Genomic DNA, 13,490 nt, shown 5'->3' on the forward strand with positions numbered 1-13,490 from the left:
TTAAATGACGAGAGGCCACCTACTATGTTTCTATTCCATAAGATCCAATGAAGGAGAAGGTGTGATAAGTGAACTTTACGATGTGATTGTCGTTGGCTATGGGCCCGGCGGAGAGGTAGCGGTTTCCACGCTCGGCGCGGCAGGTGTCAGGGTGCTGGTTGTGGAACGGTGGCCGCAACCGTACCCATTGCCACGGCTAACCACCTTGTGCGGCGAGTGCTGCAGGGTGATCCAGGCCACAGGCAAGAATGTCGAGGCCGCCTTTAGTCATACTCTGGTGTCTGACTCCTGCAATTTTGTAGATGCCGACGGTGAACCGGTGTTGACCGTGCCTTACTCCGGCAAGCTGGGGGGCTGGCCAAGTCGCGTCTCGATGTTCCAGCCCGATATCGAGAAGGCAATTGCCGAGAAGGTGGAAGCAATGCCAAACGTGACCTTGCTCCGTGGATGGGAAGCGACGGAAATGTGGCAGGAATCTGATGAGGTCCACCTAATCGTTTCACCGTCCGGACGTGCAGAGGGAAGTACTTCGGGGCCACGCACGGTGCGAGCGAAGTACTTGGTCGGCGCGGATGGTACCCGGAGCTCAGTCCGGCAAATGGCATGCATTCCGATGGACGATTATGGCCTGCATGAGCGCTGGCTCAACTTCGATGCGGAACTGGTCCGCCCGCTACCTGAAAAGTTCATGACACTCCGCATCTTCATGGACCCGGAACGTCCTCACATGTACATGCCGATCGGTAAGCGCGGGCTTCGCATGGAATTCCGCGTAATGGAGGGGGAAACAGACGAATGGGCCACGACGCCGGCGGTCACGGACGAGTTCATGTTGAAGAAGTACGGGCTAACCGCGGCGGATGTTCGCATTATGCGCCGGGTCGTCTATCACTACCGTACCCGCCTGGCTAGCAAGTGGAGTCACGGGCGAGTATTTTTGGTTGGTGACGCCGCACATACCATGCCACCCTATATGGGACAAGGTGCGGCTGCGGCCATTCGTGACGGCCGCAATCTCGCCTGGAAACTTGTTGAGGTGCTGTCGGGCCGTAGCGACCAGGCATTGCTGAACGAATACCAGGTGGAGCGCGAGCCTCACATAACGACAATTCAGAATGCCTCCAGTGCACTTTCCAACGTCGTCAATGTCACGGACCCAGTGAAGGCGGCGGCGCGCAACAATGGAATGCGCGAAGAAGGCGTCGCGAAGCCACCGCAACTGCCAAACTTGACCAGTGGGGCATTATTTCGTTCCGCAGATGGCGGCACACCGGCGCCGGCCGGCCACTTTACCCCGCAGGGAACATTGCGTCGCAACGGAGCAGTAGCCATGGGAGACGACATCCTGGGAGACCGGTTCCAACTCTGGACCCGGCGCGATCCGGGGCAATTCATGGGAGTCGGAGAACTGGTATGGCTCAAACAGCTTGGATGCACAATTGCCGTTTTCGAGGACGCGACATCGCGTGACGCCGTAGTTGACGTTGAGGGGGTTTATCGAGAGTTTATGGATCACCATCGCGTCGATGTGATGCTGCTCCGTCCGGATTTCTACGCATTCGGTGGTGTGAATGAGCGCGATGCCAACGAAATGGTGCGGCAACTTGCGGAACGCCTCTATAGCAAGACGAGCCCGCGTTCCGCAGCAGGAGGCTGATGATGGCGTACAACGTAGAGGGAATTCTCCTTGATCGGCCTTTCCGGATTCGCCGCATCGGCCATTTTGGCCACCACACACATGACATTAGCGCCACAGTCGATTTCACGGCGTCCAAGCTCGGACTGTTACCAAGTGACCAGCACGATTTTCATCGTCGCTTTCCGGAATTGGGAAAGACCGATGCTACCGGGTGGTTCTTCCGTTGCGCTTCGGATCATCATTGCCTGGTCGTAGCCAGTCACAAGTTGCTGGCAACGATGGAACCGGCGCGTACCGGTGAAATAGTGAATCAATTGTCCTGGCAAATTGGAAGCCTGCAGGAAGTCGTTGACGCTATCGAATATCTGGACAAGAACGCCAAGTTGCGCAGGGTGGGGCGGGACGCGCCTGGATCCAACTACCACGCCTATGCCTATGATCCGGACGGATACGTCAACGAAGTTTATTACGGCATGGAGCAGATCGGATGGGATGGCTGCAGCAAACCCGACACGATGTATCACCAGGCGCTGAAAACGTGTCCGGAACTTCCCCGTCAACCGGAGTATTTAGAAGTCGACGATTCCCATACGCGTAACGAGCATTTAAACGGTTTCCGTTGGAGAGAATCTCGCCCTGCAAGCTATCCGGTCGCAGGAATTCTCATGCCGCAACCGTTCAAACTGACGCATCTTGGTCGAATCACCTTGTTCGTTTCCGACTTGCCAACGTCTCTCGATTTTTACTGCAATGTAATGGGATTAAAAGTCACCGAGCGACTGAAGGTCAGGGGACATGAGTGCGCGTATCTGCGCGCTGATAACGAGCACCACACGCTGGCACTGTATCCGAATGCCTTGCGAGACATCCTCGGTTTTTCGGCCAGTTATGGCATGGCGGTGGCTACCTATGAGCAGCTCAAGGCGGCGCGCCGTTTCCTGCAGGAGCAGGGGCTGCGTATCCTGAACGTACCCGCGGAACTGTCTCCCGGTGTCCGTTACGGGTTCTGGGTGCAAGGCCCGGACCCGGTGGCTGTGCACATCTATTACGGCATGGACCGGATCGGTCGCGACGGCATCGCACCTCAGCCAACGACGCTTCCGTTGTCCGCCAGCGATTGGCCGGAGACCATCGTACACGGTGGCCCTGCATGGTACGACCCTGCATTCCTCGGCCCCTGGGCCTGATTTTTTCTTGGGATTTCTTATGCCATATCTCGACGTTCCCGGCGCACGCCTGCGCTACGACGTCAGTGGCGATGGCCGGCTGCTCGTGTTCGTTCATGGCGCCGGCGCCAATGCCACTGTCTTCTTCCAGCAGGTCGCCCATTTCAACCGGAGCTATCGCGTCCTCTGTCTGGACATGCGTGGTTTCAGAGGGTCACACTGCGATCCCGAGCGGTTTCATCCACGTCAGTTCAGTGACGACCTGGCGCGCGTGCTCGATGCAGAAGCGCGGGGCCCAGCCGCAGTTGTTTGCCAGTCAATGGGAGCGTGGTCCGGCCTTCCGCTTGCAGTGCGTGAGCCCGAACGGTTCGCCGCCCTGGTCCTGTCCAGTTCGCCCACGCCCGCCTATGGCCCGCACCACACCGTCCTCCAGCAGGTATCCGACCGTTTCGGCAATGTCGCCGCAGGCAAGAAGGTCGCTCCCCAGGACTTGGGCTTCACGGACAAGTTCGTCCAGGAACGTCCGGACGTACTGACCCTCTACCAGATGCTCGCGAGGATGAACCAGAAACTCGACTTGTCGAAAATCTCGGATCCGGAACTGCGACTGTTACCGGAACACTTCGTCGGCTACCGCGTGCCCACACTGGTCGTTGGTGGCTTGCAAAACCGCCTGATCGGGGGCGAAACACACCTCGCCGCTGCACGGTGCATCCCTGGTGCTCAGGACTACACCTTTACCAACTCAGGTCATTCCTCCTACTTTGAGGAACCGGACCACTTCAACCGGGTCGTGGAGCAATTCATTTCCGTCCACGGCCACTTTTCGCAGACCGGCGAAGGAGGGAAGCCATGCTGACCCGTCACTCACTGGCATTGCAAGAGGCAAAGGCGCTGTCAGCAGCGGCCGAACAAGCGGCTGGAACCTTGGGAGTGCAAGTTTCTATTGTAATCGTAGATTCAACCACTTATGCGCAGGTCGTCGTTCGCATGGACGGCGCACCACTGATGAGTGCACAAGGGGCGTTTGACAAAGCCCGTACTGCGGCTGAAGGCGGTCATCCAACAAGCTTTTTCGAAAAGCCACTGAACGCGGGCCGTTACTCGATGCTCAAGCTTCCGCACACGCCGATCGAGGGCGGAGTGCCGGTGTTTGTTTCCGGCGAGTGCGTTGGCGCGATTGGCATTGCCGGGGCGCCGCCTCACCTTGACGCGCAGATTGCGGAGTCGGCAATTGAATCATTTCTCAAATCTTATGGAGACAATCGATGAAGTTAATAAGTTTCAAATCGGGGAAGCAGGCCTCTTGGGGGGCTGTCGTGGATGGGAGCATTGTTGATCTTGCTGTTCTTACGGGGCATCCGACCCTGAGAAGCGCCATCGAGGCCGGTGCGTTGGCAGAGATCGCTGATCTGATGGCGGATGCAAAGCCTACGCACACGATGGAGTCTGTTACCTTGCTTCCGGTTGTTCCGGATCCGGCAAAGATTTTTTGCGTTGGTACAAACTACCATGACCATCGTATCGAGACGGGGCGGGAAGTGCCGGACTATCCGGTGATCTTCGCTCGCTTCGCCAACTCGCAGGTAGGTCACCAGCAGCCCATTCTTTGCCCCGTCGAATCGGACCAACTGGATTTCGAAGGAGAGATCGCGGTCATTATCGGACGCCGCGGACGCCGCGTCTCCGAAGCAGAGGCCTGGGAGTATGTGGCTGGTTACGCCCCGTATTGCGACGGTACGATTCGCGACTGGCAGCGTCACACTCACCAGTGGATCCCTGGTAAAAATTTCCCTGCAACGGGTAGTTTCGGTCCCTGGATGGTCACGCGCGACGAGATTGAAGATGGAGCCGATCTGAGCCTCATCACCCGCCTGAACGGTCAAGAAGTGCAGCGGTCGTCGGCTTCGCTCATGATCTTTTCGATCCCAAAAATAATCGCCTATTGCTCAAGCTTTACCGAATTGGAGCCCGGTGATGTCATCGTAACAGGCACGCCTGGTGGCGTCGGAGGAAAACGTGTCCCGCCACTCTGGATGAAGGCGGGTGACATTGTTGAGGTAGAGGTGGGGCAGGTCGGGACGCTACGCAACCCGATCGCAAATGCAGCAGCATGACCTATGGCGTAGGCATGTGAGATGCTGTTGATCTAATGGCCTGTAAAGCAGGCCTGCTGCCAACATCGTTAGGGGTTGCATCGGTGTCGAGGCTCGGCAACGGTGCAACCCGCCGGTTCTGATGCAGGCAATTGTCGAGTGCAAGGCAGAACCGTACCGAAAATGCAAGGCGCGAAAATCCGTGCAAAGGCCATATTGCGAGAAACAAGAGCGTCAATGCCGAAGCCGCCTCCGTTCGACCGCAAAGAATCAACAGTGCGACTACTGGCTACGTAACTAATAGCAGCAAAGGCCAAGTGAAAGCAAAAATCTGCAAGATGTGTGATGCAGCGATGCGTATAGTCCGTGTTGCTTTCCCAAAGCTTCTTTTCCAGAAAAAGTAAGCAGTAGACATCAATGCAGAATTAGAAAGCCGCATCAGGAGATACGCATGTCGAACACCCTTTCCTCGTCGCGCCAAGCCTATTATGGCGAGATTGCGAAGCACAATTTGTCACCTCTGTGGGAATCGCTGCACGCGCTCGTGCCGAAGGAACCTCGTCCGCAGGCCATTCCCGCAATCTGGAAATACGCACACCTGCGCGACCTGTTATTGGAGTCAGGCCGGGTCATCAGTGCGGCCGAAGCCGTCCGTCGTGTGCTGATCCTTGAAAACCCTGGCTTGCCGGGCAAGGCAAGCATCACGTCGAATTTGTATGCCGGCTTCCAGCTGATTTTGCCGGGAGAAATCGCTCCGAGCCACCGTCATACGCAGTCAGCGCTGCGCTTCATCGTCGAAGGCAATGGTGCGTGGACCGCTGTCGACGGCGAGCGCACAACGATGCATCCAGGGGATTTCATCATCACGCCGTCATGGACATGGCATGACCACGGCAATCCGGAAATCGAGGCCGGCGGCGAACCGGTCGTGTGGCTCGACGGTCTCGACATCCCGCTGCTCCAGCAACTCGACGCGGGCTTCGCCGAGAACTTCCCCAGCGACACCCAGCCGATCAGCCGTCTGGAAGGCGACAGCTTTGCGCGCTACGGTTACAACATGCTGCCGGTGCACCACGAAGTGAAGAGCGGAAACTCGCCAATCTTTAACTACCCTTATGCACGCAGCCGCGAAGCTCTCGATACCTTACAGCGCACCGGCGCAATTGATGCGTTTGATGGCGTGAAGCTGCGCTACGTAAACCCCGCAACTGGCGGCTATCCGATGCCGACGATGGCGACCTTCATGCAACTGTTGCCAAAAGGCTTTAATGGAAAGGCTTATCGCAGCACAGAGTCGGCTGTGTTCAGCGTGGTCGAGGGCTGCGGCACCGTGATGATCGGCGAACATGCCTTTACCTTCGCGCCGCGCGACGTGTTTGTCGCGCCTTCATGGCAGCAAGTGCGTTTCGTAACTGAAGAGGACGCTGTGCTGTTTAGCTACTCGAACCGCCCCGTACTCGCCGCACTTCACCTGCTGCGCGAAGAGCGCGCGTAATCACCCTCATCAAATCGATCGCGCGGTCTAATCCGCTCAGCGCGAGACCTTAGTCAATATAGAGAGAAACTGCATGGCTTTTATTTTTCCACCAGAGGATCCGGTCGTTGTGCCGGTCGTGGGAACGAGCGATTCGATCGCAGTGCGTCGAATCTATTGCGTCGGCCGAAATTATGCGGCGCACGCGCGCGAGATGGGCTTCGACCCGGATCGCGAGCCGCCGTTCTTTTTTCTCAAGCCAGACAATGCCGTGGTCCCAGTGGCTTACGATCAAGTACTTGAACTCGACTACCCGTCCGAGACGCAGAACTATCACTACGAAGCGGAACTTGTGGCTGTGATTGGCAAAAGTGGTTCCAATGTGCCGCTTGAACAAGCGCTCGAATACGTGTGGGGCTATGCGGTCGGCCTCGATATGACCCGCCGCGATCTCCAGATGAAGATGCGGGAAATGGGCCGTCCATGGGAGATCGGCAAGGCATTCGACCGCTCGGCGCCAATCGGCCCGATTCATCCCGCCACAAGTGTCGGTCACATCGCAATGGCCGACCTATGGCTTACCGTTAATGGTGACACCAAACAGAAGAGCAATGTTACCCACCTGATCTGGTCAGTGGCCGAGACAGTTGCGTACCTGTCGAAGTTCTTCCGCCTTGAGCCAGGCGATCTGATCTACACCGGCACCCCGGAAGGCGTCGGTCCGGTCACAACGGGTGACACGATCAGGGTCGGGGTCGATCGCCTGGGCGAACTCACTGTACGCATTGTGTAGCGGAAGCCTGCCATGGAGCTCTTTAGTTTTTTCAATAGTTCGGCTTCGTATCGTGTGCGTATTGCACTTGCGCTCAAGGACATTCCTTTCGAGTACCACCCGATCAATATCCGAACGGGTGAACATCATAAGGAGGTGTATGTAAAAGGTTCCAGTCCGTCTGCGAGCGTTCCTGCCATGAGAGATGGCGAATTTAGCCTTAGTCAATCACTCGCCATAATTGACTGGCTGGACGCACACTATCCCGAGCCTCGCCTGATTCCTATCAATGGAGACGCACGGGCACGCGTATTGGAACTGAGCTGCCTCATCGCCTGCGACATCCACCCCGTTAACAACATGCGCATACTGAAATACCTGCAAGACGAGTTAAAGGTGACCCCAACGCAGAAAGAAGCTTGGTACCAGCACTGGATCGCCGAAGGCATGGACGCCGTAGAGCGACTGTTACAGCGGGCGGAAAAGCAATCCGGTGGGCCTTGGTGTTTCGGCAAAGTACCCACCTTGGCCGATTGCTGCCTCATTCCACAAATGGCCAATGCAAAGCGTTTCGGATGCGATTTGTCCAGATATTCGTTGGCAAATGCCATCTATCTGCATGCAATGGCGGACCCGGCTTTCATCCAGGCAGCACCAACGAATCAACCGGACCATATCGCGCCGTGAGTGCGTGGTGGTCCTATCCCGGAAGATGGAAATGACGCGAACAAGTGACGCGTTTTTGTTTTTTCGTATCGCCCGGGGTCCCATTGAAAAATTAGCAGTTATTTATGGAGCAGGAGACAAGTTATGACGGAATTAGTACACGTAGACGTGCTGGTGGCGGGTGCGGGTCCGGCCGGAGCTTCTACCGCAGTATTTCTCGGGAAGCAGGGAATCCGCACGCTGATGATTTCCCGCAATCGCGGTACGGCAGACACGCCACGCGCGCACATAGTCAATCAGCGCTCTATGGAAGTGTTACGCGACGCCGGACTGGAGGCCGACTGCCTTGCCGTCGCATCCCCGGCCGAACATATTGCCAACACGTTTTTTCTCCGCGGCTTGGCCGGTGAGGAAATGGCTCGCCAGTGGGCGTGGGGCAACAACCCCGCGCGCATGGGCGATGTACTCACGGCAAGTCCTTGCTCCTTCGTTGATTTTCCGCAGACCAAGATGGAACCAATCCTCGTAGCTGAGGCCACGCGCTTAGGCGTCAACGTGCGTTACGACACGGAGCTGTTGTCGTTTGAGCATGGCGATGATGGAGTAACGGCCAAACTAGTGGATCGCGTCAGTCAACAGGAGTATTTCGTGCGCGCCAAATACTTGATTGGTGCCGACGGCGCGAACAGTCGTGTCGTCAAACAACTCGGCTTGCCACTGGCCGGCAAGGAAGGGCTGGGCTCGGCCTATAACGTTCTGTGCGAAATGGATTTATCGGCCTATACCGCGCACCGTAAGGGATCGCTTTATCTGATACTGCAGGCCGGCGTAGCGGAGTGGGCCGGCGTCGTCGTATTCCGCATGGTCCATGCCTGGAACAAGTGGCTTGTTTCGATCTACATCCCGCCAACATACAGCGGCCCTGATGCGACCCAGGAACAGATCGTATCGCGTATTCGTCAAGCCATCGCCGACCCGGCGGCGGCAGATTTGCCCATCAAGGTGTTAAACACCTCGAAGTGGTCGATCAACGACATCCATGCTGAAAAAATTTCGGATGGACGTGTGCATTGTATGGGTGACGCCGTCCATCGCCACCCGCCGGCGGCAGCGCTTGGTTCCAACACTTGTGTGCAGGACGGTTTCAACCTTGCGTGGAAGCTCGCTCTGGTGTTGAAGGGCAAGGCGCATCCGCGCTTGCTCGACAGCTTTAACGCGGAGCGCCAACCAGTCGCCAAACAGATCGTGGCACGGGCCAACTTGAGCATGTGGCAGGCGAACGGTCTGGCGGACTACCTGGGTGCCTGTCTTTTCAGCACACAGACGGAGGCCGACGTGAACGGAAAACTGGCAACGCGCGAAGGCCAGGAGACTCTGCGGCAGCAACTTCTCGACACGCGCTACAACGGTGAAGCGCATGGCGTCGAGTTGTCACGCAATTATCGTTCGGATGCCGTCGTCGAAGATGGCACGCCGGAACCCATACCTCCACAAGATCCGGAACTTTACTACCAGCCTTCGACACGACCAGGCTCCGCATTGCCGCATGGATGGCTTGTGCCTCGAAAGCCTAGCCCGCTCGTATCGACGCTGGATCTGGCAGGTAAAGGCAAGTTCCATATTTTCTCTTCGCACGGGGGCGAGGCATGGAAGCAAGCGGCGAAGAATGTGTCGGAAAAATTCAATGTCGACATCGGCGTCACCTTGGTGGGCACTGGCCTGGACTTCGAAGACCCATACCTGGACTGGTCGAGGGTTCGCGGTACCGAAGACGATGGTTGCGTACTAGTGCGTCCCGATCTGGTCGTCGGCTGGCGCTGTCCACAATTGCCGGTCAATCCGACAAAGGTGTTATCGCAGACCATGGCAAGCATTCTAGGTTGGTCTACAACAGATTGATTACACCGATAAAGGACACATCATGAGCAATACGAGTTTGATTACTCATCTGCGCTTCGTAGGTTTTGCAATGCCGCAGTTAGAAGAACAGCGTGCTTTTTACAGTAAGGAATGGGGCCTTACCGAAGTCACAGAGAAAGATGGTGTGTATTACTTCGCAGCGGAAGGTTCGCCAGAGCCGTATGTCCTCCGTTTGCGCAAGGACGATAAAAAGCGCGCGGACGTGATAAGTTTCGGCACCGCGAGCCGTTCAAACGTTAACCTGTTAGCGGAGCTGTTAAAGCTGGATGGCGTCAAGGTTATCCATGAACCGTGCGAACTCTCCACACCTGGCGGCGGCTATGGCGTGCGCTTTTTCGATCTCGATGGTCGCGTCGTCGAAGTCTCGGCTGAGGTCGCGCCGCGCGAGCACCGCGAACTTGCGTCTGGCGAGTCAATTCCTGCACGGCTTTCCCATTGCGTGGTCAATTCGCCGAATCCCCAGGCGACGGTTGATTGGTACGAAAAATATCTAGGTTTCCGTGTAGTTGAAACCTTGCACATCCATGGCAGGACACTGATGTGGTTCATGCGCTGCAGCCATCCGCAGCACCATGTATTCGCCGTGGGTAATGGACCGCACGTTGCGATGCACCACGTGTCGTTCGATATGCGCGGCATCGATGAATTCCTCCGCGGTGTGGGACGGTTGCAGCGTGATGGTAACGAACTGATTTGGGGTCCGGGTCGTCACCAGACTGGCGATAACGCGTATGGCTATTTTCAGGATGCAGCAGGCAATACGGTGGAATACACCGCCGGTATGAGTCAGCTTGATGATGCATGGAAGGCGACGGAAGGTGACCTGTCTGACCCAGCCGTACTCGATGTATGGGGAACCTCCAACGCGTGGGGAGAGCACGTCATGCGCAGTCACTTCAACACGCCAGACGAGGGTTTGTTCGTGGCCCCGCCGCTTTAAGGAATGCAGCAATGATAACGCTAATTGCAAACGCAAATGTTTTCGACGGTAGCGGTAGTCCGCGACGCAACGCTGATGTGCTCATCGAGGGTAATCGCATCGTGCACATTGCCGACCACATCGCGCGACCCGAGGGAAGCAATGTCCATATCATTGACGCTGGTGGCGCCACGCTGATGCCGGGTTTGGTGGATGGACACACCCACCTCGGCCTTGGATCGACAATCGAGCACCGATCATCACGCACCGAACCCGAGGAAGAACAGGCACTCATCATCAGCCACAACGCGCGGGTTATGCTTGATCACGGCTATACCAGTATTTATTCCGGTGGCAATCGGCGTCCGCGCGTGGAAGTCGCATTGCGCAAGGCGACCCGCGAAGGCTGGATGCCTGGCCCACGTCTACGCGCGGCATCGTGGGAAGTCAGTGCAGATACGATGAAGTCGCCGTCTGCCACACTCAAGCCGAAGTCCATTGAAGGCCACATTGGTGCGAATGAACGCGCGCCGATTACCGATCAGGTGCGCAAGTTTGTACACGACATGGCCGATGTCGGTGTGGATATCGTCAAGATGCCGATCACCGGTGAAAGCGCGCTCATCGAGTACACGTCGTGCATTCTTGAGTTCAAGGAAGAAGAGGTGGCGGCGGCTGGTGAAGCGGCGCGCGAGCGAGGCCTGTGGCTCACTGCGCATGCTCATTCGCCGGAAGGCATTCAGATGGCAATTCGCCACGGCTTTCGCGCAATTTACCACGCGACCTACATGGATGACGATTCCATCGCAATGGCTGCAAACGCGAAGGATCCAATCTTTATAGCGCCATCGCCGGGAAGCCTGTGGATGATGGGTAATATGGACAAGCCGGCGACGCCGGGCATGGAAGTCGATGCGGCAACTGCGAGCATTCGTGAAGTGGTTCCGAAGCTGGTCAAGGCGGGCATCCGCGTTGTGCCAGGCAGCGATTACGGTTTCGGCTTCAATCCTATTGGACTGAATGCGAAAGATCTCGAACTGTTTGTCGAATGGTTCGGCATGACGCCGTCTGAATCGCTGCGCTGCGCTACCGAATACGGTGGACAGTTGATGGGCATGGGCGACGAGCTTGGCTTGGTGCGGGAAGGTTATTTGGCTGATTTGCTGCTCGTCGACGGCGATCCGACGACTGACATCACGATTCTGCAAAATCCGGAACGGCTATCGATGATCATGAAGGATGGCAATCTGTACAAACTGGCATGCCATCGCGGCATTGATCGCGCCACGATCCCGCCTTCTGTATGAATACAGTGGGAAGTGACTTCGATGTGGGCGCCTTTATCCACATCTCGACTGCCAGCGGCAGTCTTGTTGGTAGAAGGCGTGGTGCTGTCATTGCGTTTAAGGGCATTCCCTATGCAAAGCCGCCGGTCGGTGCGCTGCGGTGGCGACCGCCTCAGCGCGCTCCGCGGTGGCAGGGTGTACGTCCGGCCCTCGACCTAGGGCCTGCACCGATCCAAGAGTTGCCTCCGCGATCATCATTGTTGTACCGACTAAACAACGACGATAGCCGTGCGTTGGTGATGAGCGAGGATTGTCTGTACCTCAACGTATGGAGTCCGGAACCATCGCCGGGAACCAACTTGCCTGTGCTGGTATGGATACATGGCGGCGCGAATAAAACTGGCCATGGAGGTCAGGATTTATTCGATGGCAGCCGCCTTGCCGCGCGCGGCATTGTCGTGGTGACAGTCAACATGCGCCTTGGCGCGCTCGGTTTTCTTGCGTTACCCGAACTGGCCGCGGAAGATTCGAAGGGCGCATCCGGAAACTATGGCGCGCAGGACGTGGTTGCGGCACTGGACTGGGTGCAAGATAACATCGCTTCGTTCGGTGGTGATGTTACGCGTGTGACCATTGCCGGCAACTCGGTGGGGGCCGCAACCGTGACCCATCTGATGGCCGCCCCTGCAGCGCGTGGTCTGTTCAGGGCGGCGCTCGGCCAGAGTTTGTCGGGAATATTCCGCCCAGAGCTTCGGATGGCGACTCAGGCGGAAGCCGCCGAGCGTGGCCGCACTGCGGTGTCTTCACTGGGTCGTTCGATCGAGCAGCTTCGTGACTTGCCTGCGACGGCATTCGTGCCCATTGCATCACAAGGCATCATTGTTGACGGGCGCTTGTTGAGCGAAGACACCACCGATGTTTTCATCGCAGGACGCCAGGCCAGAATTCCGCTGCTTGTGGGTTGGAATGCGGATGAAGGTAGCTTGTATGCTTCCCCCAGTGCCGTGGACGATCTGAAGCTGGAATTGCATTCCGAGCAGGCACAAAGCATGTTGAAGCAAGTCTATCCCTACGCTTACGACAAGGACGGACACGGAGATCGACGTGCGCTGGTCGGGGATCGGCGCTTTGTCTATCCGGTCTGGCGGTGGGCACGTACGCATGCCGAAACCACAGGTTGCCCGACTTGGGTTTACAAATTCGAACATCTGCCTCCCTTGCCTGACGAGCTTCCGCCCCCGCCGGATGGCGGGGCGGGATACGGGACGTTCCATACTGCGGAGCTGCCGTATGCCTGGGACAACCTCGGAGTCCGGCCGTGGGCGTGGAGCGATTCCGATCATGTCATGGCGAAAAACCTCGCGGATACTTGGGGAAGATTTGTTGCTACCGGCGACCCCAATGGCAATGGTCTGCCGAAGTGGGATCAATTCGATTCATCGCATGAACATCACCTAATGGTGTTCGGCACGACAACGAAGCCAGGATTCGCCTCGCGGCGCGAAGCTTTTGACATATTCGACAGCATGTACTTTCGTACGAAGCAGTGAAT

General features: G+C 57.1%; 12 protein-coding genes. All 12 read left to right on the forward strand.

What is annotated here, in order from left to right; all coding sequences use genetic code 11:
- Nucleotides 1-61: 61 nt before the first annotated feature.
- The 12 genes from D3871_RS19480 (at nucleotide 62) to D3871_RS19535 (ending at nucleotide 13,488) form a co-directional block, all read left to right on the forward strand.
- Nucleotides 62-1,657 carry a bifunctional 3-(3-hydroxy-phenyl)propionate/3-hydroxycinnamic acid hydroxylase gene (locus D3871_RS19480; RefSeq protein ID WP_158597989.1) on the forward strand — a complete coding sequence of 532 codons (1,596 nt, stop codon included), beginning with the start codon at nucleotides 62-64 and terminating at the stop codon, nucleotides 1,655-1,657.
- Nucleotides 1,657-2,826 carry a VOC family protein gene (locus tag D3871_RS19485; protein ID WP_119770724.1) on the forward strand — a complete coding sequence of 390 codons (1,170 nt, stop codon included), beginning with the start codon at nucleotides 1,657-1,659 and terminating at the stop codon, nucleotides 2,824-2,826. Before D3871_RS19480 ends, D3871_RS19485 begins: the two co-directional genes overlap by 1 nt.
- Before the next feature lie 19 nt (nucleotides 2,827-2,845).
- Complete coding sequence (locus D3871_RS19490; protein ID WP_119770725.1) at nucleotides 2,846-3,664, forward strand: alpha/beta fold hydrolase; 819 nt, start codon at nucleotides 2,846-2,848, stop codon at nucleotides 3,662-3,664.
- Nucleotides 3,658-4,077, forward strand: a complete 420-nt coding sequence (locus D3871_RS19495) for a GlcG/HbpS family heme-binding protein (protein WP_119770726.1) — start codon at nucleotides 3,658-3,660, stop codon at nucleotides 4,075-4,077. The genes D3871_RS19490 and D3871_RS19495 overlap by 7 nt, the downstream gene beginning before the upstream one ends.
- Entirely contained in the window at nucleotides 4,074-4,922 is an 849-nt protein-coding gene (locus D3871_RS19500) for a fumarylacetoacetate hydrolase family protein (RefSeq protein ID WP_119770727.1), read from the forward strand. The genes D3871_RS19495 and D3871_RS19500 overlap by 4 nt, the downstream gene beginning before the upstream one ends.
- 430 nt (nucleotides 4,923-5,352) lie before the next feature.
- Complete coding sequence (gene gtdA / locus D3871_RS19505) at nucleotides 5,353-6,396, forward strand: gentisate 1,2-dioxygenase (RefSeq protein ID WP_119770728.1); 1,044 nt, start codon at nucleotides 5,353-5,355, stop codon at nucleotides 6,394-6,396.
- 73 nt (nucleotides 6,397-6,469) lie between these two features.
- Complete coding sequence (locus tag D3871_RS19510; RefSeq protein WP_119770729.1) at nucleotides 6,470-7,168, forward strand: fumarylacetoacetate hydrolase family protein; 699 nt, start codon at nucleotides 6,470-6,472, stop codon at nucleotides 7,166-7,168.
- 12 nt (nucleotides 7,169-7,180) lie between these two features.
- Entirely contained in the window at nucleotides 7,181-7,834 is a 654-nt protein-coding gene (gene maiA / locus D3871_RS19515; protein WP_119770730.1) for a maleylacetoacetate isomerase, read from the forward strand.
- Between the two features lie 123 nt (nucleotides 7,835-7,957).
- Nucleotides 7,958-9,712, forward strand: a complete 1,755-nt coding sequence (locus D3871_RS19520) for an FAD-dependent monooxygenase (protein ID WP_119770731.1) — start codon at nucleotides 7,958-7,960, stop codon at nucleotides 9,710-9,712.
- A 22-nt stretch (nucleotides 9,713-9,734) separates the two neighbouring features.
- Nucleotides 9,735-10,673 (forward strand): VOC family protein, encoded by a 939-nt coding sequence (locus D3871_RS19525; RefSeq protein WP_119770732.1) that lies wholly within the window; start codon nucleotides 9,735-9,737, stop codon nucleotides 10,671-10,673.
- 11 nt (nucleotides 10,674-10,684) lie between these two features.
- The gene (locus tag D3871_RS19530; RefSeq protein ID WP_158597990.1) at nucleotides 10,685-11,959 is read left to right on the forward strand and encodes an amidohydrolase family protein; all 1,275 of its coding nucleotides are present in this window, start codon (nucleotides 10,685-10,687) and stop codon (nucleotides 11,957-11,959) included.
- Nucleotides 11,956-13,488 carry a carboxylesterase/lipase family protein gene (locus tag D3871_RS19535; protein WP_119770734.1) on the forward strand — a complete coding sequence of 511 codons (1,533 nt, stop codon included), beginning with the start codon at nucleotides 11,956-11,958 and terminating at the stop codon, nucleotides 13,486-13,488. Before D3871_RS19530 ends, D3871_RS19535 begins: the two co-directional genes overlap by 4 nt.
- Nucleotides 13,489-13,490 lie beyond the last annotated feature (2 nt).

The organism is Noviherbaspirillum saxi, from assembly GCF_003591035.1.
Classification (GTDB): Bacteria; Pseudomonadota; Gammaproteobacteria; order Burkholderiales; family Burkholderiaceae_D; genus Noviherbaspirillum; species Noviherbaspirillum saxi.